The sequence below is a fragment of the Hamadaea flava genome (assembly GCF_024172085.1).
Lineage (GTDB): Bacteria > Actinomycetota > Actinomycetes > Mycobacteriales > Micromonosporaceae > Hamadaea > Hamadaea flava.
Genome location: NZ_JAMZDZ010000001.1, coordinates 5,306,487 through 5,329,095, shown reverse-complemented (window position 1 = coordinate 5,329,095; position 22,609 = coordinate 5,306,487). Strand labels below are relative to the sequence as shown.

The 22,609-nt window shown below is 70.3% G+C and carries 22 protein-coding genes and 1 riboswitch; of the genes, 11 read left to right on the top strand and 11 right to left on the bottom strand.

Annotated elements, in window-relative coordinates; translation table 11 throughout:
• Positions 1-4: 4 nt before the first annotated feature.
• The 3 genes from glmM to rplM form a co-directional block, all read right to left on the bottom strand.
• A complete protein-coding gene (gene glmM, locus HDA40_RS25140; RefSeq protein ID WP_253760011.1) occupies positions 5-1,333 on the bottom strand; it encodes a phosphoglucosamine mutase in 1,329 nt (442 codons plus the stop codon).
• 89 nt (positions 1,334-1,422) lie between these two features.
• Complete coding sequence (gene rpsI / locus HDA40_RS25135; RefSeq protein WP_253760009.1) at positions 1,423-1,896, bottom strand: 30S ribosomal protein S9; 474 nt, start codon at positions 1,894-1,896, stop codon at positions 1,423-1,425.
• A 20-nt stretch (positions 1,897-1,916) separates the two neighbouring features.
• Complete coding sequence (gene rplM, locus HDA40_RS25130; protein ID WP_253760006.1) at positions 1,917-2,360, bottom strand: 50S ribosomal protein L13; 444 nt, start codon at positions 2,358-2,360, stop codon at positions 1,917-1,919.
• A 282-nt stretch (positions 2,361-2,642) separates the two neighbouring features.
• On the opposite strand from rplM, the gene HDA40_RS25125 reads away from it, so the two are divergent.
• From HDA40_RS25125 to HDA40_RS25115, 3 genes are all read left to right on the top strand, one after another.
• On the top strand, positions 2,643-3,992 hold the full coding sequence (locus HDA40_RS25125) for an MFS transporter (protein ID WP_253760004.1): 1,350 nt from the start codon (positions 2,643-2,645) through the stop codon (positions 3,990-3,992).
• 192 nt (positions 3,993-4,184) lie between these two features.
• The gene (locus tag HDA40_RS25120; RefSeq protein WP_253760002.1) at positions 4,185-4,775 is read left to right on the top strand and encodes a malonic semialdehyde reductase; all 591 of its coding nucleotides are present in this window, start codon (positions 4,185-4,187) and stop codon (positions 4,773-4,775) included.
• A gap of 119 nt (positions 4,776-4,894) precedes the next feature.
• The gene (locus HDA40_RS25115; RefSeq protein ID WP_253760000.1) at positions 4,895-5,470 is read left to right on the top strand and encodes a MarR family winged helix-turn-helix transcriptional regulator; all 576 of its coding nucleotides are present in this window, start codon (positions 4,895-4,897) and stop codon (positions 5,468-5,470) included.
• A gap of 14 nt (positions 5,471-5,484) precedes the next feature.
• On the opposite strand, the gene HDA40_RS25110 is transcribed toward HDA40_RS25115, so the two are convergent.
• Positions 5,485-5,787, bottom strand: a complete 303-nt coding sequence (locus HDA40_RS25110) for a type II toxin-antitoxin system PemK/MazF family toxin (RefSeq protein ID WP_253759998.1) — start codon at positions 5,785-5,787, stop codon at positions 5,485-5,487.
• A complete protein-coding gene (locus HDA40_RS25105; RefSeq protein ID WP_253759996.1) occupies positions 5,768-6,076 on the bottom strand; it encodes a DUF6364 family protein in 309 nt (102 codons plus the stop codon). The genes HDA40_RS25110 and HDA40_RS25105 overlap by 20 nt, the downstream gene beginning before the upstream one ends.
• Before the next feature lie 274 nt (positions 6,077-6,350).
• Here HDA40_RS25105 and HDA40_RS25100 point away from each other — a divergent pair, with 274 nt between their 5' ends.
• The 7 genes from HDA40_RS25100 to HDA40_RS25070 all read left to right on the top strand — a co-directional run bounded on the left by HDA40_RS25100 (position 6,351) and on the right by HDA40_RS25070 (position 15,932).
• Positions 6,351-8,552 (top strand): molybdopterin oxidoreductase family protein, encoded by a 2,202-nt coding sequence (locus tag HDA40_RS25100; RefSeq protein ID WP_253759994.1) that lies wholly within the window; start codon positions 6,351-6,353, stop codon positions 8,550-8,552.
• Positions 8,553-8,575: 23 nt separating this feature from the next.
• Complete coding sequence (locus HDA40_RS25095) at positions 8,576-10,009, top strand: FAD-dependent oxidoreductase (RefSeq protein ID WP_372502951.1); 1,434 nt, start codon at positions 8,576-8,578, stop codon at positions 10,007-10,009.
• On the top strand, positions 10,006-12,501 hold the full coding sequence (gene nirB / locus HDA40_RS25090; protein ID WP_253759992.1) for a nitrite reductase large subunit NirB: 2,496 nt from the start codon (positions 10,006-10,008) through the stop codon (positions 12,499-12,501). The genes HDA40_RS25095 and nirB overlap by 4 nt, the downstream gene beginning before the upstream one ends.
• Positions 12,498-12,866, top strand: a complete 369-nt coding sequence (gene nirD / locus HDA40_RS25085) for a nitrite reductase small subunit NirD (protein ID WP_253759990.1) — start codon at positions 12,498-12,500, stop codon at positions 12,864-12,866. The genes nirB and nirD overlap by 4 nt, the downstream gene beginning before the upstream one ends.
• A 73-nt stretch (positions 12,867-12,939) precedes the next feature.
• Positions 12,940-14,058: a uroporphyrinogen-III synthase gene (locus tag HDA40_RS25080; protein ID WP_253759988.1), complete on the top strand. Its 1,119-nt coding sequence runs from the start codon at positions 12,940-12,942 to the stop codon at positions 14,056-14,058.
• A gap of 50 nt (positions 14,059-14,108) precedes the next feature.
• Positions 14,109-15,239: a hypothetical protein gene (locus HDA40_RS25075; protein ID WP_253759985.1), complete on the top strand. Its 1,131-nt coding sequence runs from the start codon at positions 14,109-14,111 to the stop codon at positions 15,237-15,239.
• 180 nt (positions 15,240-15,419) lie between these two features.
• The gene (locus tag HDA40_RS25070) at positions 15,420-15,932 is read left to right on the top strand and encodes a DinB family protein (RefSeq protein WP_372502950.1); all 513 of its coding nucleotides are present in this window, start codon (positions 15,420-15,422) and stop codon (positions 15,930-15,932) included.
• Between the two features lie 6 nt (positions 15,933-15,938).
• On the opposite strand, the gene thiC is transcribed toward HDA40_RS25070, so the two are convergent.
• The 6 genes from thiC to HDA40_RS25040 all read right to left on the bottom strand — a co-directional run bounded on the left by thiC (position 15,939) and on the right by HDA40_RS25040 (position 21,030).
• Positions 15,939-17,519 (bottom strand): phosphomethylpyrimidine synthase ThiC, encoded by a 1,581-nt coding sequence (gene thiC, locus HDA40_RS25065; RefSeq protein WP_253759984.1) that lies wholly within the window; start codon positions 17,517-17,519, stop codon positions 15,939-15,941.
• Between the two features lie 36 nt (positions 17,520-17,555).
• A complete protein-coding gene (gene thiD, locus HDA40_RS25060) occupies positions 17,556-18,347 on the bottom strand; it encodes a bifunctional hydroxymethylpyrimidine kinase/phosphomethylpyrimidine kinase (protein ID WP_253759982.1) in 792 nt (263 codons plus the stop codon).
• Positions 18,348-18,396: 49 nt separating this feature from the next.
• Positions 18,397-19,170 carry a thiazole synthase gene (locus HDA40_RS25055; protein WP_275978302.1) on the bottom strand — a complete coding sequence of 258 codons (774 nt, stop codon included), beginning with the start codon at positions 19,168-19,170 and terminating at the stop codon, positions 18,397-18,399.
• Positions 19,167-19,358, bottom strand: a complete 192-nt coding sequence (gene thiS / locus HDA40_RS25050; RefSeq protein WP_253759977.1) for a sulfur carrier protein ThiS — start codon at positions 19,356-19,358, stop codon at positions 19,167-19,169. The genes HDA40_RS25055 and thiS overlap by 4 nt, the downstream gene beginning before the upstream one ends.
• Positions 19,355-20,332, bottom strand: coding sequence for a glycine oxidase ThiO (gene thiO, locus HDA40_RS25045; protein ID WP_253759975.1), 978 nt, complete (start codon positions 20,330-20,332; stop codon positions 19,355-19,357). Before thiO ends, thiS begins: the two co-directional genes overlap by 4 nt.
• Complete coding sequence (locus tag HDA40_RS25040; protein ID WP_253759973.1) at positions 20,329-21,030, bottom strand: thiamine phosphate synthase; 702 nt, start codon at positions 21,028-21,030, stop codon at positions 20,329-20,331. Before HDA40_RS25040 ends, thiO begins: the two co-directional genes overlap by 4 nt.
• A riboswitch (TPP riboswitch) is annotated at positions 21,022-21,130 on the bottom strand. It overlaps the preceding gene by 9 nt.
• A 137-nt stretch (positions 21,131-21,267) precedes the next feature.
• Between HDA40_RS25040 and HDA40_RS25035 the strand changes: the two genes are divergently transcribed.
• Complete coding sequence (locus HDA40_RS25035; protein WP_253759971.1) at positions 21,268-22,578, top strand: glycoside hydrolase family 18 protein; 1,311 nt, start codon at positions 21,268-21,270, stop codon at positions 22,576-22,578.
• Positions 22,579-22,609: the final 31 nt, after the last annotated feature.

Genomic DNA, 22,609 nt, shown 5'->3' with positions numbered 1-22,609 from the left:
CAGATCAGGCCGCGGAGCGAACCGCCGACGCGATCTCCTCCGCGGTCTCCAACGCCAGCTCGGGCGTCGACGCCTCCACCATGACGCGTACCAGTGGCTCGGTGCCGGACGGACGGAGCAGGACGCGCCCGGTGGCCCCGAGCCGCGCGGCGACCGCGTCCACGGCCGCGACCACCGTGGGGTGAGTCACCACGGACCGGTCGGCCTTCACGTTGATCAGGCGCTGCGGCAGCTTGGTGACGACGGCGGCCAGGTCGGCGAGGGTCTTGCCGGTCTGCGCCATGCGCGCCATCAGCAGCAGGCCGGTGAGCAGGCCGTCGCCGGTGGTCGCGTGGCTGGGCAGGACGATGTGGCCGCTCTGCTCGCCGCCGAGCGAGTAGCCGTGCTCCCGCAGCTCTGCCAGCAGGTACCGGTCGCCGACCTTCGTCTCGACCAGGCTGATGCCGGCGTCCCGCATGGCGATCTTGAGCCCGAGGTTGCTCATCACGGTGACGACGAGGGTGTCCTCGGCGAGCGTGCCGGACTCCTTCAGGGCCAGCGCGAGGATCGCCATGATCTCGTCGCCGTCGACGACCTCGCCGGTCGCGGTGACCGCGAGGCAGCGATCGGCGTCGCCGTCGTGGGCCAGCCCGAGGTCGGCCCCGTGCGCGAGGACGGCCTCCCGCAGCGCGTCGAGGTGAGTGGCGCCGCACTCGTCGTTGATGTTGACCCCGTCGGGCTCGGAGAAGATCGGGATGACGGTCGCACCGGCCTCCTGGTACGCCGCCGGCGCGACGTCGCTGGCCGCGCCGTTCGCGCAGTCGACCACGACGGTCAGTCCGTCGAGCTGGTGCGGCACGGCGGAACGCAGGTGCTTGAGGTAGTGCTCGGCCCCGTCGAGCAGGTCGTGGACGCGGCCGACGCCCGCCCCGGTGGGACGCTGCCAGCCCTCACCGATCCGGGCCTCGATGGCGTCCTCGATCTCGTCGGACAGCTTGTGCCCACCGGCGGCGAAGAGCTTGATCCCGTTGTCCGGCATCGGGTTGTGGCTTGCCGAGACCATCACGCCGAAGTCGGCACGCACCTCGCTCGTCAGGTACGCCACCGCGGGCGTCGGCAGCACGCCGGCCCGGACGACGGTGGCGCCCGCACTGGCCAGCCCGGCGACCACCGCGGCCTCCAGCATCTCGCCACTCGCTCGGGGATCCCGGCCCACGACCGCCACCGGCTGATGGCTGCGGTCCGCTTCGGCCAGGGTGTGGGCGGCGGCCACGGCGATCGACATCGCCAATTCGGGGGTGAGGTCGCCGTTGGCCAGGCCACGGACGCCGTCCGTGCCGAAGAGCCGACCCATGTGTCCTCCTCGCAGATCCTCAGGCAGACGAAAATGGCCGGGGGGCTCGGTGCCCCCCGGCCAACTTCAAGCTGGCAGTAATGCCGGCATCAACGCTTCGAGTACTGAGGCGCCTTGCGGGCCTTCTTGAGACCGTACTTCTTGCTCTCCTTGACGCGAGCGTCGCGGGTCAGGAAGCCGGCCTTCTTCAGCGCCGGGCGGTCCTCGAGGTCCAGCTCGCACAGGGCGCGAGCGATGGCCAGACGCAGCGCGCCGGCCTGACCGGTGATGCCGCCACCACGGAGGTTGGCGATGATGTCGAAAGCCTCGGCCTTCTCGGCCACCACGAGCGGCTCGCGCACGGTCTGCTGCGAAACCTTGCTCGGGAAGTAGGCCTCCAGGTCACGCCCGTTGCACGTGATCTTGCCGGAGCCCGGCATGATGCGTACGCGGACGATGGCCTCCTTGCGGCGGCCAACGGTCTGCACGGGGCGGTCCCCGCGGGGGGCCTTCACGGCGACCGGGGCGACGGCGTCGACAGCCGTGGCGACCGCGGCCGGCGTCGGCACAGAAGTCTCGGTCATAGTGATTCCTTCGCCCGCGCTCACTGCGCGATCTGCTTGATCTCGAACGGCTGCGGCTGCTGCGCGGCGTGGGGGTGCTCGGGGCCCGCGTAGACCTTGAGCTTGCCCAGCAGCTGGCGGCCCAGCTTGTTGTGCGGGAGCATGCCCTTGACGGCGAGTTCGATCGCCTTCTCCGGCCGCTTGGACAGCAGCTCGTCGTAGCCGACCTTCTTCAGACCGCCCGGGTAGCCCGAGTGGCTGTAGGCGACCTTCGTCGCGCGCTTGTTGCCCGTCAGCGCGACCTTGCCCGCGTTCACGATGATCACGAAGTCACCGGTGTCCACGTGCGGCGCGAAAGTGGGCTTGTGCTTGCCGCGCAGGAGCGTGGCGGCGTGGGTGGCGAGCCGGCCCAGCACGACGTCAGAAGCGTCGATCACGTGCCACTGACGCTCGATCTCACCCGGCTTCGGGCTGTACGTACGCACAGGTCTACCTTGTCTGGTCGTCGGACATGTCTCTTGCGATGCAGGCCGCGCCATCTACTTGACAAGATGGTCGGCAACGAACGACAAGCGTACCCGACAGGTCCGCGCCGCCTTTTCACGCAACAGCGCACAACGATACCTGCTGGCTTACGCCGGGGTCAAAACGGCTACCGCCGTATGGCTCGCCTCACAGGGTACCTGGCGCGATGGTGCGCCTGGTTTCACACCCCGGGTACGCGCAGCGCACAACACGGCAATCACACGTTCGTAACTTTCCTGACCATGACCGCGACAGTCTCCACACCGGCACCGGCTGCACCGCAGCAGCGGGTGATCTCGCACTGGGACCCCGAGGACACCGCCTTCTGGGAGTCCACCGGCCGCCGGGTCGCCCGGCGCAACCTGATCTTCTCGATCTTCGCCGAGCACCTGGGCTTCTCGGTCTGGACGCTCTGGAGCGTCGTGGTGGTGGCCCTGCCACCGGCGCTGTTCGCGTACTCCGTGAACCAGAAGTTCTGGCTGGTCGCCCTGCCCAACCTCATCGGCTCGATCATGCGGATCCCGTACACCTTCGCGGTGACCCGGTTCGGCGGGCGTACCTGGACCATGATCAGCGCACTGCTGCTGCTGATCCCGGTCTCGGGGATGATCTACGCGGTGACCGCCCGGCCGGTGTACTGGGAGGTGCTGACCATCGCGGCGACCGCCGGGCTGGGCGGCGGCAACTTCGCGTCGTCGATGACCAACATCTCGTTCTTCTTCCCCGAGCGGAAGAAGGGCGCCGCGCTGGGGCTGAACGCCGCTGGTGGCAACCTCGGCATCAGTGTGATGCAGCTGGTCGTGCCGATCGCGTTGTCGTTCGGGCTCGTCTACGGCGGCGTCATGTGGCTGCCGCTGATCCTGGCCGCCGGAATCTTCGCGTACGCCTTCATGAACAACCTCGCCGTGGCGAGGTCGCCGCTGCGGGCGCAGTTCGCCACGGTCAAACGGACCCACACCTGGATCATGTCGTTCCTCTACATCGGCACCTTCGGCTCGTTCCTGGGCTACTCGGCGGCGTTCCCGCTGGTCCTGAAGCTCCAGTTCCCGAACGCCCCGGTGGCGCACCTGGGGGCGGCGACGATCACCCTGGCCTTCGCCGGTCCGCTGGTGGGCTCGATCGCCCGGCCGTTCGGCGGCTGGCTGTCGGACAAGGTCGGCGGCGCCCGGGTCACCGCCACCTGCTTCGTCCTCATGGGGCTCGGCTCGTACGGCGTGGTGACGGCGGCCGGATCGAAGAACCTGGCGCTCTTCCTGGCCTCGTTCGGCGTGCTGTTCACCGCGGCCGGCGCGGGCAACGGCTCGACCTACCGGATGATCCCGGCGATCTTCGCGGCGAAGTCGCCGGACGCGGCGACCGCCAAGCGGGAGTCGGCGGCCACCCTCGGCATCGCCGGGGCGGTCGGCGCGTTCGGCGGCTTCTACCTGCCCCGGGCGATCAGCGACTCCATCGCGGGGACCGGCGGCATCGGCACGGCGTTCACCTGGTTCACCGTCCTGTACGCCGTCTGCCTCGCCGTAACGTGGTGGTGCTACCTGCGTCGCCGGGTGCTGGTCACGGTCGCCCCCAGCCTCGCCCACGCCTCCGTCTAGCCGTCCCCCTGCTCACTCCCTGCCCGGCCCGTTGATCATGGAGTTGACCGCGGTCTCGACGGTGTGTCGCGACCGGAAACTCCATGATCAACGGGCATCTTGAGTGATGCGCTCAACTAGTGCTTGCACATTGGTTGAAGCTTCATCTAACTTGGGTCTCACGTAATAAGGGCTGACAGTTTGGGAGACCTAATGAGCCTCGTTCTCGATCAGGCGGCGCAGAATCTGCTGTTCCGTGAGGCGCGTACCGCGAACGCCTTCACCGACGAACCGGTGAGCGACGAGCAGATCCAGGCGATCTACGACCTCGTGAAGTATGCCCCGACCGCACTGAACTCGCAGCCGCTGCGCGTGGTGCTGGTGCGTACGCCGGAGGCCCGGCAGCGCCTGGTCGGCACCCTGGCCGAGGGCAACAAGGCCAAGACCGCCGCCGCCCCGCTGACCGCCATCCTCGCCGCGGCCCACGACTTCCACGAGAAGCTCGACAAGACCTTCCCGCACGCCCCCAACGCGAAGGACCGATTCGCCGAGGAAGAGGCCCGGATCCGGACCGGCCGGTTCAACGGCGCGCTCCAGGTCGGCTACTTCATCCTGGGCGTACGCGCCGCCGGGCTGGCCGCCGGCCCGATGGGCGGGTTCGACGCCGACCTGCTCAACAAGGAGTTCTTCGGCGACGGCCGGGCCAGCGTCCTGGCGGTCGTCAACATCGGCAAGCCGGCCGACAACGCCTGGTTCGACCGCAACCCGCGGCTGGACTTCGACGAGGTCGTGACGACGGTCTGAACCGCCTCACCAGCTCCAGGACCACAGCCGGCGTCGCACCAGCGAGGTCGGCTGTCGGCTTGCCGCCAAGTGATGCGCGACCTACTCGATCGAGAGGGGAAGTGAGTACTGTGACTGGCATGTCCGCCGACATCAAGACCGAAGCCCGCTGGCTCACCGATGACGAGCAGCGGTCCTGGCGGGCGTTCCTCGAGGGCAGCCGGCTGCTGATGCACAACCTCGAGCGAGGGCATCAGAAGCACGGGTTGTCCGGCACCGACTACGAGATCCTCGTCCAGCTGTCCGAGGCTCCCGAGCACCGGCTCCGGATGAGCCAGCTCGCCGTCCGCACGCTGCTGGAGAAGAGCCGCCTGTCGCACCAGATCACCCGGATGGAGAAGGCCGGCCTGATCGAGCGGCAGCCGTGTCCCGACGACCGCCGGGGCCAGTTCGCGGTGCTCACCGAGCACGGCTGGGAGACGATCCAGCTGGTCGCCGTCGACCACGTCAACCAGGTACGCGACATCTTCGTGGACAAGATGACCCCGGAGCAGTTCGCCGTCCTGGGCGCGGCGTTCGAGCAGGTCGCGGCCGGGCTGCGGAAGCCGCGTCCGGAGGCCTGCGCCGAGGCCCTCGGCTACGACGCGCCGGAGTCGTGCGACGCCGGCACCGACGCCGACGACTCCACCTGCGACGCGGACCTGTTCCTCCCCTGAGCCGTGGACCCCGGCTACAGGTCTTGGATGATCTTGAGCGCTCGGCCGACCCGCCGCATCGTGTCGGTGTCCGCGACCTCGACGAGGTCGGTGAACCACTTCTTCATCGGCGACGAGACGCGATCAGGCATGATCACGAATTCGCCCATCGGCACGGCCAAGGGCGAATCTCGCAGCTCCTCCTCGTCCACCACCTCGGCGACGACCACGATCGGCACATCGGTTCCGTTGTAGACGTCGGAGCTGATGACGAGACCGAGCCGCTCGCGAGCGCCCTCGATCCGCCAGATCTCACCTCTACGCAGCACGCTTGTCATTTCCTCCGCCGCTTCGGCGCGGTCGTCGACCGCCGCTCTGGGTCAGTCCGCCGCGCAATGCGTCTGTGACCGTCTCATAGTCGGCCTCGTCCGCAAGCGCCTGCTTCTCCAGTTTGTCCAGGCCCGCTCTCCGGAGCACGTCGGCATGCGCACCGAAGAGCTCGCGTAGGGCCTTCTCCTTGGCGGCCTTGTCCATCCAGGCCGACAAGGACATGCCGTCGCGTTCCGCATAGCGGCGCGCGTCGGCGATCGTGTCATCCGAGAACGAGAGAGTCACCTTCGCAGTCATGCATGTGAGGGTACCTCCGGTATGACCCATAGTCATCCCCCAATCAGAACTCCGCGCGTGAGTGAAACCCCAGCTCACGTGAGGTGTAACTGATCTCACAGACAGTCACTATCGATCACGCTAGAACGTCGTGTCAATGGACAAAACCCCCATCTGTGTCCTCACGGTCATACCACCGGCCAACACCGCCCCCACCGAACAGATGAGCGCGACTTTGCAGGTCGGAAACATATGAGAAGTCGGGCCGAAACCGCCTGCGTTCACGCTCGTCTCCATGGCACCCCCAGCTGACCGCACCTCCAGCGGCTCGCGCGAGCACTCCTCGGCGGTTGCCACCCACTGCCCGTACTGCGCTCTGCAATGCGGGATGACCCTACGGGCCGACGCCTCGGGCAAGGTCGAAGTCGCTCCCCGCGATTTCCCCACCAACCGGGGTGGGCTTTGCCAGAAGGGCTGGACCGCCGCCGAACTGCTCGACCATCCAGACCGGCTGCGTACGCCGTTGATCCACGGCGAGCCGGCGACCTGGGCGGAGGCGTACGACTTCATCGTGGGCAAGATCCGCGACGTGCAGCGGGACCACGGGCGGGACGCCGTGGCGGTCTTCGGCGGTGGCGGGCTCACCAACGAGAAGGCGTACGCGCTGGGCAAGTTCGCCCGGATCGCGCTGCGGACCAAGAACATCGACTACAACGGGCGCTTCTGCATGTCGAGCGCGGCCGCCGCCGGGATGCGCGCCTTCGGCATCGACCGCGGCCTGCCCTTTCCGCTCGCCGACGTCGGCAAGGCCAAGACGCTGCTGCTGGTCGGCGCGAACGTCGCCGAGACGATGCCCCCGTTCGCTCGCTATCTCACCGAGCAGCGCGAACTGCCAGGCGCGACGCAGATCGTGATCGACCCCCGGGCCACCCCCACCGCCCGGAACGCCACCTTGCACCTCCAGCCGACGCCGGGCACCGATCTCGCGCTGGCCAACGGCCTGCTCCACATCGCCGTCGCCGAGGGCCTGATCGACTCCGAATACCTCGACGACCGGACGACCGGCTTCGACGACGTACGCAAACTGGTCGCGGAGTACTGGCCGGCGCGAGTCGAGCGGCTGACCGGCGTACCCATCGCTGATCTGGAGCAAGCCGCGCGGGCCTTGAGCGACGGCCCGGCGATCATCCTGACCGCACGCGGCGCGGAGCAGCACGCCAAGGGCGTGGACACGGTGTCCGCCTTCATCAATCTCGCGCTGGCGCTGGGCCTGCCGGGCCGCCCGGGTTCCGGGTACGGCTGCCTGACCGGGCAGGGCAACGGTCAGGGCGGCCGGGAGCACGGGCAGAAGGCCGACCAGTTGCCTGGCTACCGCAAGATCGACGATCCCGCCGCGCGCGAACACGTGGCCGCGGTCTGGGGCGTCGACCCGGCTGACCTGCCCGGCCCCGGCCGGTCGGCCTACGAACTCCTCGACAGTCTCGGCGAGGACGTCAAGGCGTTGCTCGTGTTCGGCTCGAATCCGGTCGTCTCCGCTCCGAATGCTGTTCACGTAGAGAAACGTCTGCGAAACCTGGATTTGTTGGTCGTGTGCGACTTTGTGAGGAGCGAGACGGCACAGCTCGCCGACGTCGTCCTCCCCACCGCCCAGTGGGCCGAGGAGGACGGCACCATGACCAACCTCGAGGGCCGAGTGCTGCGGCGCAAGGCCCTCCGCGAACCACCGCCAGGGACAGGGACGGATCTGGCGGTGCTGGCCGAGCTGGCTCACCGGCTCGGCCCCGGGACGGACGCCGTTCGGGCAAACGGCGGCCTTCCCACGAGTGCGCGGTTCGACTCCGATCCGCGCGCGGTCTTCGAGGAGCTGCGGCGTGCCTCCGCAGGCGGATTGGCCGACTACGCGGGCGTCACGTGGGAGCGGGTGGACGCCGAGGACGGCGTGTTCTGGCCCTGCCCGTCTGTGGACCGGGCGGGCACGCCGCGGCTCTTCGAGGAACGGTTCGCCCACCCGGACGGGCGGGCCCGGCTGATCGCGGTCGACCACCGGCCCGCGGTCGAGGAGCCCGACGCCGAGTACCCCCTCTACCTCACCACCGGCCGGCTGCTGGCCCAGTACCAGTCCGGCGCGCAGACGCGCCGGATCGAGCCGCTCGCGCGGGTCGCCGGATCCGCGTTCGTCGAGCTCCATCCCGATCTCGCGGCCCGCCTCGACATCTCTCAAGATCAACTTGTACGCGTGACGAGCCGCCGCGGCGAGATGACCGCCCCCGCGCGGCTGACCGAGAGCATCCGACCGGACACCGTCTTCGCCCCCTTCCACTTCGCCGGCCGGCAGCGCGTCAACTCGCTGACGTCGCCTGCCCTGGACCCGATTTCCCGCATGCCCGAGTTCAAGGTGTGCGCTGTAAAGGTCGAGCCAGTCCCCGCTCGATCCGGCGACAGCCGGGAGGACGGCGGACGGGCTCACAGCCTCGAGCTAGCAGAGCCGAGCCAATGACCGCCGATGGCGCCGGTCTCCTCATGGACAGGAGCACCGAGGTGAACGAGGTAGTCATCGTCGGCTACGGGATGGCGGGCGCGCGATGCGCCGCCGACCTGGCCCGGCGTGGCGTCAAGGCGACCGTCGTCGGCGCCGAGCCGCATCGGGCGTACAACCGGATCCTGTTGTCCAACCTCCTTGCTGGGAAGGTCGACGAGACCGGGGTGGAGCTGCCCGACTCCGGCGGGTCCATCCGGACGGGGGCGCCGGTCGTCTCGATCGACCGGGACCGGCGGACGGTGACCTGTGCCGATGGCACCGTCGTGGAGTACGAGCACCTCGTGCTGGCCACCGGGGCCACCGCGTGGATCCCGCCGGTCGAGGGGCTCGACCCGGACGCGCTGCCCGACCGCGTCGCGGTGTTCCGGACGCTGGACGACTGCCGCCGCATCCTCGACTTCAGCGCGGGCGCGCGTACCGCCATCGTGCTCGGCGGTGGGCTGCTCGGCCTGGAGGCGGCCCGCGGATTGGCCGGGCGGGGCCTGGCCGTGCAGGTCGTCCACCCCGTCGGGCATCTGATGGAACGTCAGATCGACCCGGACGCGAGCGCCATCCTGGCCGGCACCCTGGCCGAGCTGGGCATCACCGTCCACACCGGAGTGTCGGGGGCGCGGCTGGCCACCGGGCCGGACAGCGTCACGCTCACCCTGTCCGACGGCCGGGAACTCACCACCGACCTGCTGGTCCTGTCGTGCGGCGTACGCCCGGAGACGGCGCTCGCCCGGGACGCCGGGCTGGCCGTCGAACGGGGCATCGTGGTGGACGACCGGCTCCGGACCAGCGACCGGCGGATCTCCGCCATCGGCGACTGCGCCCAGCATCGCGGCCAGGTCGGCGGGCTCGTCGCACCCGCGTGGGCTCAGGCGAACGTGGTCGCCCGGGTGCTGAGCGGCGAGGAGCCGCTGGCGGCGTACCAGCCCGCGCCGATCGTGACGCGGCTCAAGGCGAACGGCATCGACCTCGCCTCGATGGGCACCCTCGACGGCGAGCACCACGAGGATCTGCGCTTCGCCGACCCCGCCCGAGGCACGTACGCCCGCCTGCGCATCCACGAGGGCCGCGTGTCCGGCGCCGTGCTACTGGGCGACAACCCGCTCGTCGGGCAGGTCATCCAGCTGTTCGACCGGGGCGCGCCGGTTCCCAGTGACCGCCGCGCGCTCCTTCTCGGGCGCAGTCTGGGCAGCACCGCCACTGCCCAGGCTGCGCCCACTCCCGCGCTGATGCCCGACGCCGCGACCGTCTGCCAGTGCAACTCGGTCAACAAGGGATCCATCGTGCGCGCGTGGCGCGACGGCTGCCGCGACGTCGCGGCGATCGCCGACCGGACGCGCGCCACCACCGGCTGCGGGACCTGCACCGACGCGGTCTGCGGCATCGCCGATTGGCTGTCTGCGCAGGAGGGTGTCAAGGCATGAGTAGCGTTGCCAAGAAGGTCGTCGTGGTCGGCCACGGAATGGTCGGGCAGCGTTTCGTGGAGGCGCTTGCCGCCCGGGACACCACCGGCGAGTGGCAGATCACCGTCCTCGGCGAGGAGCTGCGGCCCGCGTACGACCGGGTGCGGTTGTCCGCCTTCTTCGACGGGGTCAGCGCGGCCGAGCTGGGCATCGGCGACCTGCCGGACGGTGTCGAGCTGCGGCTCGGTGAGACGGTCCTGGGAATCGACCGGACCCGGCGGGTGGTCACCACCTCCGCCGGCGAGTACGCCTACGACAAGCTCGTCCTCGCCACCGGCAGCCGCCCGTTCGTGCCGCCGATCGCCGGGGCCGACCTGCCGGGCGTCTTCGTCTATCGCACGCTCGACGACCTCGAAGCGCTTCAGGCGTACGCCGAGGGCCGTCAGGTCGGCGCGGTGCTCGGCGGTGGCCTGCTCGGTCTGGAGGCGGCCAACGCGTTGCGGCTACTCGGGCTGACCACCCACGTCGTCGAGTTCGCCCCGCGGCTCATGCCGCTTCAGGTGGACGACGGCGGCGGGGCCGTCCTCAAGGGGCACGTCGAGGGCCTGGGCCTGACCGTCCACACCGGACGAGCCTGCGCGAGCGTGCTCGGCGAGGCCGCGGTGACCGGCCTGACCTTCAGCGACGGCGGATCCGTCGACGCCGACCTCGTGGTGATCGCGGCCGGCATCCGGCCCCGGGACGAGCTGGCCGAGACGGCCGGCTTGGCACTGGGACCGCGCGGCGGCTTCCTCGTGGACGCGGGCTGCGCGACCGCCGACCCCGACGTGTACGCCGTCGGCGAGTGCGCCGCCCTGAGCCTCGACGGCGCCGACGGGCGCACCTACGGACTCGTCGCCCCCGGGTACGCGATGGCCGAGGTGGTGGCCGACCGGATCGTCGGCGGCGACGCCGCCATGACCACGCCGGACACCTCGACGAAGCTGAAGCTGCTCGGGGTCGACGTCGCCTCGTTCGGGGCGGCGGACGGGCCGCTCGACGTCGTCTTCCACGACGGCGCCAACGGGGTGTACGCCAAACTCCTGCTCTCCGACGACGCTCAGACCCTGCTCGGCGGCATCCTCGTCGGGGACGCGTCGGCGTACCCGACGTTGCGGGCCAGCCTCGGCGGTCCGCTGCCCGGCCCGCCGATCGCACTGCTGGCCGGGGACTCCGCCGGGACGGCCGGAGCCGGGTCGCTCCCGGGCACGGCGCAGGTCTGCTCGTGCAACGCCGTCACCAAGGACGCCATCGTCGACGCCATCCGCGACGGGGCGGCCGACGTGCCGGCACTCAAGTCCTGCACCCGCGCCGGGACCACCTGCGGCTCGTGCGTACCGATGCTGAAGAGCCTGCTCAGCGAGTGCGGCGTGCACCAGTCGAAGGCGCTCTGCGAACACTTCGCGCACAGCCGCCAGGAGCTGTACGACATCGCCCGCGTACGCGGCATCCGGACGTTCTCCGAGCTGATCACCGCGCACGGGCAGGGCCGGGGCTGCGACATCTGCAAGCCGGTCGTGGCCTCGATCCTCGCCTCGCTGACCAACGGCTACGTGCTCGACGGCGAGCAGGCGGCGTTGCAGGACACCAACGACCACTTCCTGGCGAACATCCAGAAGGACGGCACCTACTCGGTGGTGCCCCGCATCCCCGGTGGCGAGATCACCCCGGAGAAGCTCATCGTCATCGGCGAGGTCGCCAAGGACTTCGGGCTCTACACGAAGATCACCGGCGGGCAGCGGATCGACCTGTTCGGCGCCCGAGTCGAGCAGCTGCCCCAGATCTGGCACCGGCTGGTCGACGCGGGATTCGAGTCCGGGCACGCGTACGGCAAGGCGCTGCGCACCGTGAAGTCGTGCGTCGGCAGCACCTGGTGCCGGTACGGCGTACAGGACTCGGTGGGCCTCGCGGTGGATCTGGAGCTGCGCTATCGGGGCCTGCGAGCACCGCACAAGATCAAGTCGGCTGTCTCGGGCTGTGCCCGGGAATGCGCCGAGGCCCGGAGCAAGGACTTCGGGATCATCGCGACCGAGACCGGCTGGAACCTCTACGTCGGCGGCAACGGCGGCTTCCGGCCCCGGCACGCCGACCTGCTCGCCACGGACCTGTCCACCGAGGACCTCATCCGCACGGTCGACCGGTTCCTCATGTACTACATCCGGACCGCCGACCGCCTGCAGCGCACGGCGAGCTGGTTGGAGGGCCTCGACGGCGGGCTCGACCACCTGCGGGACGTCATCATCCACGACACCCTCGGCCTCTGCGCGGAACTGGACGCGGCGATGGCTCACCACGTCGGCTCGTACGCCGACGAGTGGAAGGCCACTTTGGACGATCCTGAGCGCCTGGCCCGGTTCGTCTCGTTCGTCAACGCGCCGGGGACCCCCGATCCCTCGATCAGCTTCGAGACCGAACGCGGGCAACGAGTGCCCGCCCGCCCCGTTCCTGTCACGCTCACCGGGAGGAAGTCATGACCACCGCCTTCGCCGACCTCGCCGTCTGGACGCCGATCTGCTCGATCAGCCGCCTGGAGATCGAACGCGGGGTGGCCGCGCTCGTCGAGGGCGTGCCCGTCGCGATCTTCCGGACCTTCACCGGCGACGTGTACGCCGTGGACAACGTCGACCCGTTCAGCGGTGCTTCGGTGCTCTCCCGGGGCATCGTCGGCACCCGGGGAGACGTCCCGACGGTCGCCTCACCGATGCACAAGCAGGCTTTCGACCTGCGTACCGGGGACTGCCTCGACGACCCCACGATGCGGGTCCGGGCCTGGGCGGTCCGCGTACGCGATGGAGTGGTCGAGATCGGCGAGCCCCTCGCGGCGAGCGTGCCCGCATGACCGGCCGCTCGCGGCTGGTCATCAGCCGGCACAGGCTCAGTCGTGCGAACGCCGGCCGCAGGTCGGTGATCGCATGACGACTGTTGCCGCCGCCGGTACGCAGACGCAGGGCGAGCTGGCCGGGTTCACCATCGGCGTGACCGCCGACCGGCGGCGCGACGAGCTGGCGGCGCTGCTCGAACGGCGGGGAGCGCGGGTGGTCATCGCGCCCGCGCTCCGCATCGTGCCGCTCCCCGACGACGTCGAGCTGCGGGAGGCGACCCGGCGATGTCTGGCGGCTCCGCCAGACATCGTCGTCGCCAACACCGGCATCGGCATGCGCGGCTGGCTGGAGGCGGCCGAGGGCTGGGGCCTGGGCGACGCGCTCCGGCAGGTGCTGGGCAACGCGTACCTGGTGGCCCGGGGACCCAAGGCGCGGGGCGCGGCTCGGGCGGCCGGCCTCCTCGACCAGTGGTCGCCGGAGTCGGAGAGCTGCGACGAGGTGCTCTTTCACCTGCTGGCACGCGGCGTGCACGGTGAGGTCATCGCCGTGCAGCTGCACGGGGACCAGCAACCCGACTTCTGCGCGGCGCTGCGCTCGGCCGGCGCCGACGTCATCGAGGTGCCCGTCTACCGCTGGGCACCGCCGCACGACCCGGCTCCGTTGCAGCGCCTGGTCGACCTCGTGCACAACCGGCTCATCGACGCCGTCACCTTCACCTCGGCGCCCGCCGTGCAGGCCCTGCTCGACGCGGCCGGACCGGCGCGCGCGGACTGTGTCGAGGCGATGCGCTCGGATGTGCTCGCAGCCTGCGTCGGCACGGTGACCGCGGCCCCGCTGACCGAACTGGGCATTCCGGTCGTGACGCCGACTCGGGCCCGGCTCGGCGCGCTGGTCCGCTCGCTCAGCGACGAACTGCCCAAACGGGCGGTCACGCTGCAGGTCGCCGGGCACGAGCTGACCCTGCGCGGACACGCCGCCGTGGTGGACGGCCAGCTCAAACCGCTCGCCCCCGCGCCGATGGCGGTCCTGCGCGCGCTGGCGACCCGGGCCGGCCGAGTGCTGTCTCGGGCGGCGCTGCTGCCCTCGCTCCCCCGGGGCGCGGACGAGCACGCCGTCGAGATGGCCGTCGCCCGGCTGCGCGCCGGGTTGGGCGGACCCGGTTTCGTCCAGACCGTCGTCAAACGTGGCTATCGCCTGCCGGTCGAATGATTTGCTCGCCCCACTGGCGTGAACGGCCTGGTGGCTCTAACGTCTGGCGCGTGAAGACCTGGGGTCGTGCGATTACGTCCGCGTTCGTTTTCGCGGCGCTCATGGGAGCTGGGCAGGTCGGTGTCGCCACCGTTCTGGACGTGTTGCGCCTGGACGGCACGTACGCCGACAACGACGCCTGGACCGCCCAGACCGTGTTCCTCGCCTGGTTCGCCGTCATCGCCGTGACGGTGGGGACCGGCATCGGGGCCCGCACCTACGGGCTCGGCGTACGCGTCAGCGCCGCCGCCGCGGCCGGAATCGGCGGTGCGGCGGGCACCGCCCTCGCTCTCTTCCCCGCGCGGCATGCGCAGATTCCCAACGGGGATCCGGCGTTGCAGGCCGGGCTGGCGCTGATCATCGGCGCGGCCGCCGGGCTCGTCTTCGCGTTCGGCATGCTCAGCGCTCGCGCGCTCGCCTGGAGCGCCGGGGCGTACGCCTTGATCACGTGGGGTCTCATCGCCGGCGGGGTGGGGAAGACGGCTGACGAGCCGCCGCGCCTCGGCGGACTGGCCGGGCTCGGGCTCTCCCCCGCCACGGTGGACGACGCGCAGCTGTTCGGGCTGCCCGCGATCGCGGCCGTCCTCGGGGTGATCGTGGCGATGACCGCCCGGCTGCGTGGCCATCACCGGCTCGCCGTCGCCCTCAGCGGCGCGGCCGGTCCGGCGACTGTGGCCCTGGCGTACGCCATCGCCGGTCCGGGCTCCTCGGACTTCCAGAAACTGCCCTGGTTCGCGGCGCTGAGCGCGGTGCTCACCGGTCTCGTCGCGTCCGTCATCGTGGCGGTGCCGCCGCGGCGGGAGGCGGAGGACGACACGTCGGCCGCCGGAGCGTTCGCGTCGTCCGCGCTGGACCCCTCGGACCCCTCGGACCCCGCCGGCTCCGCGGACTTCACCGTCAAGAGCGACCCGCTGTCGCGCCGCGAGCGCAAGCCCTCGCCCACCGCGAAGTCCGCACCGAGCACGACGTCCGCGCCCACGCCGAAGCCGAGTGCGAAACACACCACGAAGCCCCGCCCGACGAACGACGCCGTCGAGAACTGGGTCTCCGCACTGGGCGAGCCGCGCGAGCCGGCCCCCTCGGCGACGACGTCGGGTTCGGCCAAGGAACGCGGCGGCTACGTCCCCCGCCCCCTCGGCTGACCACTCGCCCGCCCAAACTTTCCAGCTGGATCAGGGTTCTGCGTCGAATCTTGGGTCAAGATTCGACGCAGAACCCTGATCCAGCGCCAAACGTGGCAGCGCCGAACGGGCGGCCCAGCGCGAGGCGGCGGCGAGCGCAACGGCGAAAACGGGTGGCGGGCGGACGGTAGCGTCTCCGACGTGACCGCACCCCTTGTGAACCGCACGAAGGCACCCCGGCACGGCGAGGAGCGTACGCAGCTCGACGCCTGGCTCGATTTCCACCGCGACACTTTGATCATGAAATGTGCCGGCCTCACCGACGATCAGCTGCGCGCGCAGTCGGTGCCGCCGTCCACGCTGAGCCTGCTCGGCCTGGTACGCCACATGGCCGAAGTCGAACGCTGGTGGTTCCGGCGGCAGTTCGACGGGGCCGACGTCGGCGATCTGTTCAGCACAGAGGAAGACCCCGACTACGACTTCAACGGATCGGTCGACTCGGACCCCGCCGCCGATTTCGCGGCGTTCCGGGAGGAGGTCGAGGCGGCCCGGGTGACGGTGACCGGGCGGCCGCTCGACGAGACCTTCGTCGATCGCCGGGGCACGACTTTCGACCTGCGCTGGGTCTACCTGCACATGATCGAGGAGTACGCCCGCCACAACGGCCACGCCGACCTCCTCCGCGAGTGCGTCGACGGAGCGACCGGAGCCTGAAACCGCCTAGGGCACGACCGGCTCGACGGGCACGACCGGCTCGACGGGCAGGTAGACGCGCCCGCCGGACGCCGCGAACTCCGCCGACTTGGCCTGCATGCCCTGCTGGGCGTACTCACGCAGGTCGGCTTGGAGGTCGGCGCTGATTCGCATCGAGCAGAACTTCGGCCCGCACATGGAACAGAAGTGGGCGGTCTTCGCGGCGGGCGCGGGGAGTTCCTCGTCGTGGTACGCCCGCGCGGTGTCCGGGTCGAGGGACAGCTCGAACTGGTCCTCCCACCGGAATTCGAAGCGGGCCTTGGACAGCGCGTCGTCCCGGGCCTGTGCGCCCGGATGGCCCTTGGCCAGGTCGGCCGCGTGCGCCGCGATCTTGTACGCGATCACCCCCGCCTTGACGTCGTCGCGGTCGGGCAGCCCGAGGTGTTCCTTCGGGGTGACGTAGCAGAGCATCGCCGTGCCGTACATCGCGATCATGGCGGCGCCGATGGCGCTCGTGATGTGGTCGTACGCCGGCGCGATGTCCGTCGTGAGTGGACCGAGCGTGTAGAACGGGGCGGCGTGGCACCACTCCTGCTGCAGCTCGACGTTCTCCTTGATCTTGTGCATCGGGACGTGCCCCGGCCCTTCGATCATCACCTGTACGCCGTGCGCCCAGGCGATCGGCGCCAACTCGCCGAGGGTCTTCAATTCGGCCAGTTGCGCGGCGTCGTTGGCGTCGGCGATGCTGCCCGGCCGGAGTCCGTCGCCGAGCGAGAAGGTGATGTCGTACGCCGCGAAGATCTCGCACAGCTCCGCGAAGTGCGTGTACAGGAAGTTCTCCTCGTGGTGGGCGAGGCACCAGGCGGCCATGAGCGAGCCGCCTCGGGACACGATGCCGGTCACCCGGTCGGCGGCCAGCGGCACGTGCCGCAGCAGCACCCCGGCGTGCACGGTCATGTAGTCGACGCCCTGTTCGGCCTGCTCGATCACGGTCTCCCGGAAGATCTCCCAGCTCAGCCGGGTGGGATCGCCGTTCACCTTCTCCAGCGCCTGATAGATCGGGACCGTGCCGATCGGCACCGGCGATTCGCGCAGGATCGCCTCCCGCGTCTCGTGGATGCGCGGCCCGGTCGAGAGGTCCATGACCGTGTCCGCGCCCCATTTCGCGGCCCAGCGCATCTTCTCGACCTCCTCGGCGAGGTCGAAGGTGACCGCCGACGTGCCGATGTTCGCGTTGACCTTCACCAGGAACGCCGAGCCGATGATCATCGGCTCCAGTTCGGGGTGGTGGATGTTGGCCGGGATCACCGCACGTCCGGCCGCCACCTCGCTGCGGACCAACTCGACCGGGACGCCCTCACGGAGCGCGACGAACTCCATCTCCGGGGTCGCGATCCCGGCCCGCGCGCAGGCCAGCTGGGTGGTCGGCTGCCCGTCCCGCCGTCGTTCCGCTATCCATTGTGTACGCACAGCGCGGCTGGGCCCCGAGGTGTCGTAGAGCTGGATGGTGGAGCCGTCGGTAAGGGTCAACCGGGTGAAGGGCACCTGAAGTGCAGCCTCATATGCCTTCTCCCGTAATACCGCGAGATTTCGGGTTTCACTGGGCAACGGAAGCCTCCATTCCGTAGCGAGACGGCGATCCGGTCAGCGCCGCCATTCGAAGTGATCGAGCGGCCCGGCTCCGGCGCCGAGCCGCCAATCGACCGCGCCGGTGAGCGCGCGGGCGACGTACTCCTTGGCCAGCCGGATGGCGTTCTCCACTTCGGCGCCGTGCGCCAGCAACGCGGTGATCGCGGCGGAGAAGGTACATCCGGTGCCGTGGTTGTTGGGGGTCGGCACCCGCCGGGCACGCAGCGACTTCGCACCGTGCTGCGTCCACACGACGTCGACGGAGTCGTCGCCGGGCATGTCCCCGCCGGTGATCACGATGGTGACGTCGCCTCGCCCCGAGGCGAGCTGCGAGGCCGCGCCCGCCATGTCGGCCGCGGTGGTGACCTCCCAGCCGACCAGGGCGGACGCCTCCTCCCGGTTCGGCGTCAGCACCGTCGCGTACGGGAGGAGCCGTTCGATCGCCGCGCGTACGCCCAGGCTCCGGCCGGTCGAGGCACGCAGCACGGGATCGATGACCAGATGGGGGAACGCCCCGTTGCGGGCCCGGGCCGCCACCTCGGCCGCGGCCTGGGCGGAGGCGAGCATGCCGACCTTGGCCGCCGCCACCGGCATGTCGTCGAGGACCGCGGCGAGCTGCGTACCCACGACGGGGCTCGGGATGAGGTAGAGGTCCTGGACGCCGAGCGTGTTCTGCGCGGTCAACGCGGTGATGACGCTCGTCCCGTAGCACCCGTGGGCGGCGAAGACCTTGAGGTCGGCTTGGATGCCCGCGCCCCCGCCCGGATCGGAGCCGGCGACGGTGAGGGCGACTGGTGGGGTCTTCATGCGTTCACCGTCGCCTGCTCGGATGATCCGTTGTCGGACAAAGAGTGAGTCACCATTCGGCTATACCGATATTCGCGGTCGATGGCCACGCCTCGCGGCGACGTGGAATGCGACCGGCGCGGGCGGCGAGCCGGCCGCCGAGGACGGCGTGCCGCATGGCCGCCGCCATCGCAACCGGGTCCGCCGCCCTGGTGATCGCGCTGGCCACCAGGACCGCGTCGCAGCCCAGTTCCAGCGCGAGCGCGGCGTCGCTGGCGGTGCCGATCCCGGCGTCGAGGATCACCGGCACCTCGACGAACTCGCGGATCAGCGCGATGTGGTAGGGGTTGCCGATGCCGAGCCCGGAGCCGATCGGCGATCCGGCCGGCATGACCGCGGTCGCACCTGCGTCCGCCAGCCTTCGCGCCAGAATCGGATCGTCCCCGGTGTAAGCGAAGACGGCGAACCCTTCGTCGGCCAGGGTTCCCGTCGCGGCGAGCAGTTCGATCGCGTCCGGCAGGAGGGTGCGCTCGTCGCCGATGACTTCGAGCTTGATCCAGTTCGTGCCGAACGCCTCGCGGGCCATCCGCGCCGTACGCACAGCGTCGGCCGCCGTGTAGCAACCGGCCGTGTTCGGCAGGATGCGCAGCCCGAGCCGGTCGAGCAAGGCGACCAGGCCCTGGGTATGCGTACCGACGCGGCGGAGCGCCACGGTCACGATCTCGGCGCCGCTGGCCGTGATCGCCCGTTCGAGCACGTCGAGGCTGGTCGCGCCGCCGGTGCCGAGGATGAGGCGACTGGCGTACTCGCCGCCGTCGAGGAAGAGAGGGTCGTCCATGGTCATCCTCCCTGCGCCGCGCTCAGGATCTCCATCGAGTCACCGTCGGCGAGGGGGTACGCTGCCCATTCCCCGCGCGGCACCACCTCGCCGTTGACCGCGACGGCCACCCCTCTTTGCTCCGGCGTGACCACGGCGACCAGCTCGGCGACACTGCCGGGCAGCTCTCGCTCGGTTCCGTTGACCGTGATCACCGGGCCGCCTCCACCAAGGTCACGACACGCTCGGCCGTCCACGGTGTCAGCGCGATCCCGTTGCGGTAGTGCCCCGCGGCGACCACCAAACCGGGTCGCACGACGTCGACGATCGGCAGGTTGTCCGGCGTCGCCGGCCGGAAGCCGACCGTGACCTCGGTGAACACCGCCTCGCGTACGCCGGGCACCAGGGCGATCGCGTCGCTCAGCAGCTCGTGCACGCCCCCGGCGCTCGGCCGGGGATCGGTGTCCTCCGTCGAGGTCGCCCCGACGACCAGCTCGCCGTCCGGCCTAGGCACCAGGTAGACGTGGCGGCCGTGGACGTATCCGCGAATCAGGTGGGTCAGCTTCGGGCCGCCCCGCAGGCGCAGGGTCTCCCCGCGTACGGGGTGGATGGGCAGGCCGGTGAGGGCTGCGGTGCCGCAGCCGGCCGCGACCACGGTCACGTCGGCGTCCACCTCCGACAGGTCCCGCACTTGCCCAGCCGTGGCGACTCCGGCCGCTCCGACGGCCGAGGTCAGGCGCTCGACCAACCGGCGCGGGTCCACCTGAGCATCGATCTCCGTGTACGCCCCTGCGCGTACCCCTGGCTGGAGAGCGGGCTCCCGCTGCCGCACCTCGACCGCGGACAGGGCGTCGACGGGAAGCCCAAGACTGTCCTGGTAGGAGCGATAGCGAGCGATCTCGGCCTGGTCGGCGGGGGTGACGCCGACCAGCAGCGAGCCGGACCGGGCGAAGCCGACGTCGCCCAGCTCGGCCGCGAAGGCCGGCCAGGCGCGGACCGAGGCGACCAGGAGTTCGGTGAGGCGGTGCTCGCCGAACGCGGCCTCGGCGACCGGGGCGAGCATGCCCGCGGCCGCGTGCCAGGCGCCCAGCGTGCCGTCGCTGTGGACGGTGACCGCGTGCCCACGCTGGGCGAGCCGCCACGCGCACGCGAGCCCGATCGGACCGGCGCCCACCACCGCGACCCTCATCGCCGGGTCCCCTCAGTCGCTGGATCAGGGTTCCCGGTCGAATCTTGACCGGTGATTCGGCCCTGATCCCTGATCTGCCGCCGATCGGCGGTGACCGCCGCGAGCAAGGCGGAGGTGGCGGACGCGGGGTCGGCCGCGTCGCGGACCGCCCCGATCACCGCGATGCCGTACGCGCCCGCCGCGAGCACCGACGGGACGTCCGCCAGGGTGAGCCCGCCGATCGCGATGACCGGTACGCCCACCGCCGCGCCGACCACGGCGATCAGCCCGCCGAGGCCGATCACGTTGGTCGCGACGTCCTTGGTGAAGCTGGGATTGACCTGGCCGCAGCCGAGGTAGTCCGCGCCTTCCGCGATGACCTGCCGGGCGCGTTCGGGAGTACGCGCACTCGCCCCGATCAGGCCGCTGCCGCCGAGGACCGTACGCGTCGCGTGCACCGGCAGGTCGTCGGCTCCGACATGGACAGCCGCGGTACGCAGGGCGACCGCGATGTGCGGCCGGTCGTTCACGACGCAGATCGCGCCGCGCTCCGCGCACAACGGCGCGATCCTGCTCGCGAGGTCGTAGAGGGCACGATCGCTGACCGAGTCCTCCACGCGGACCTGGATCAGTGGCGCGCCACCGGAAAGGGCCGCACGCGCGATGTCGACCGAGTCGGTCACCACGTGGAGCCGAGGGATGGGACGGGTGGCCCGCATTGCACTCCTCCCTGCGCCGGCATGATCCGGATCAGGTTCTACGGTCGGGGCTACCAAGCCCCCTCTCAGCCCGGTGCACCGGACTCCCGTGGGTTGTCCCGCGCAGAGTAAGCACGCTCGGTGGCGAAAGGCAAGCCGACCGTCACAGGCGTGACAAGTGGCTCAGCTCTTCGTCCGTTGGTTAACAAAGTTTCCGAATATACCTTCAGCTCACGCTTCGACACATGGAGGTATCTCGTGCGGGCTGCCCTCGCGCTCACCCTCGCCGCGTCTGTCCTGTTCACCAGCGTTCCCGCCGTCGCCACCGCCTCGTCGGCCGACCTTTCGGCACCCGGTTACGTGCAGGTCGGCTACTTCACCCAGTGGGGCATCTACAAGCGCGACTTCCAGGTGAAGAACGTCCACACCTCCGGCATGGCCGACAAGCTCACCCACATCAACTACGCCTTCGCCAACGTCGGGGCCGACGGCAAGTGCTTCGAAGCGAACGCGGCGGGCGTGGGCGATGCGTGGGCCGACTACCAGAAGCGCTACAAGGCGGGCGACTCCGTCGACGGCGTGGCCGACGCGTACAACACTCCGCTCGCGGGGAACTTCAACCAGCTGCGCAAGCTGAAGGCGTTGCACCCCGGCCTGAAGGTCCAGATGTCCATCGGCGGCTGGTCCTGGTCGAAGTACCTGTCGGACGCCGCCCTCACCCCGGCGTCGCGGCAGGCCATGGTGGCCAGCTGCGTCGACATGTTCCTCAAGGGCAACCTGCCGCTCATCGGCAGCTCCGTCCAAGGTGGACCGGGATCGGCGTACGGGGTCTTCGACGGCTTCGACGTCGACTGGGAATGGCCCGCCTCGGAAGGCAACCCCGGCAACACCATCCGGCCGGCGGACAAGGCGAACTTCGTGGCGCTGCTGGCCGAGTTCCGGGCCCAGCTCGACGCGTACGGGGCGCAGATCGGGCGGACCTTCTCGCTGACCGCGTTCCTCCCGGCCGACCCGGCGAAGATCGACGCCGGCATCGACCCCGCCGTCTTCGGTTACCTGGACTTCGGCACGGTACAGGGCTACGACCTGCACGGGGCGTACGAGTCGACGTCGAACCACCAGAGTCAGCTCTACTCCCCCGCAGCCGACCCGGCGCCGCAGCGCTACTCGGCCGACCAGGCGATCCAGCACTACCGCGCGCAGGGCGCCCCGGCCGCCAAGCTCGTCCTCGGCATCCCCTACTACGGGCGCGGCTGGGCCGGCGTCTCCACTGCGAACAATGGGCTCTATCAGACCTCGACCGGACCCGCGCGCGGCACGTACGAGAACGGCATCGAGGACTACAAGAAGATCATCATCAAGAGCGGCCCGACCTACTACGACCCGGTCGCCGGGGCGGTCTGGAAGCTCAGCGGCACCAGCTTCTGGTCCTATGACGACACTCGCTCGATCGCGCAGAAGACGGCGTACGTCAAGGCGAACGGGCTCGGCGGGACGATGGCGTGGTCGCTCGACGGCGACACCGCCTCGGCCGACCTGACCAGTGCCATCCACACCGGCCTCTCCTAACGCGTGATCATTGCGCCGGCCATGCTGTTTC

Coding starts and splice junctions, on each gene's coding strand:
- HDA40_RS25040 (WP_253759973.1), bottom strand. CDS start 21,030: ATGCGGGCCACCCGTCCCATCCCTCGGCTCCACGTGGTGACCGACTCG.
- nirB (WP_253759992.1), top strand. CDS start 10,006: ATGAGTAGCGTTGCCAAGAAGGTCGTCGTGGTCGGCCACGGAATGGTC.
- thiD (WP_253759982.1), bottom strand. CDS start 18,347: ATGAAGACCCCACCAGTCGCCCTCACCGTCGCCGGCTCCGATCCGGGC.
- HDA40_RS25120 (WP_253760002.1), top strand. CDS start 4,185: ATGAGCCTCGTTCTCGATCAGGCGGCGCAGAATCTGCTGTTCCGTGAG.
- glmM (WP_253760011.1), bottom strand. CDS start 1,333: ATGGGTCGGCTCTTCGGCACGGACGGCGTCCGTGGCCTGGCCAACGGC.
- HDA40_RS25095 (WP_372502951.1), top strand. CDS start 8,576: ATGGACAGGAGCACCGAGGTGAACGAGGTAGTCATCGTCGGCTACGGG.
- nirD (WP_253759990.1), top strand. CDS start 12,498: ATGACCACCGCCTTCGCCGACCTCGCCGTCTGGACGCCGATCTGCTCG.
- HDA40_RS25080 (WP_253759988.1), top strand. CDS start 12,940: ATGACGACTGTTGCCGCCGCCGGTACGCAGACGCAGGGCGAGCTGGCC.
- HDA40_RS25105 (WP_253759996.1), bottom strand. CDS start 6,076: ATGACTGCGAAGGTGACTCTCTCGTTCTCGGATGACACGATCGCCGAC.
- HDA40_RS25115 (WP_253760000.1), top strand. CDS start 4,895: ATGTCCGCCGACATCAAGACCGAAGCCCGCTGGCTCACCGATGACGAG.
- thiO (WP_253759975.1), bottom strand. CDS start 20,332: ATGAGGGTCGCGGTGGTGGGCGCCGGTCCGATCGGGCTCGCGTGCGCG.
- HDA40_RS25110 (WP_253759998.1), bottom strand. CDS start 5,787: ATGACAAGCGTGCTGCGTAGAGGTGAGATCTGGCGGATCGAGGGCGCT.
- HDA40_RS25055 (WP_275978302.1), bottom strand. CDS start 19,170: ATGACCATGGACGACCCTCTCTTCCTCGACGGCGGCGAGTACGCCAGT.
- rpsI (WP_253760009.1), bottom strand. CDS start 1,896: ATGACCGAGACTTCTGTGCCGACGCCGGCCGCGGTCGCCACGGCTGTC.
- HDA40_RS25125 (WP_253760004.1), top strand. CDS start 2,643: ATGACCGCGACAGTCTCCACACCGGCACCGGCTGCACCGCAGCAGCGG.
- HDA40_RS25100 (WP_253759994.1), top strand. CDS start 6,351: ATGGCACCCCCAGCTGACCGCACCTCCAGCGGCTCGCGCGAGCACTCC.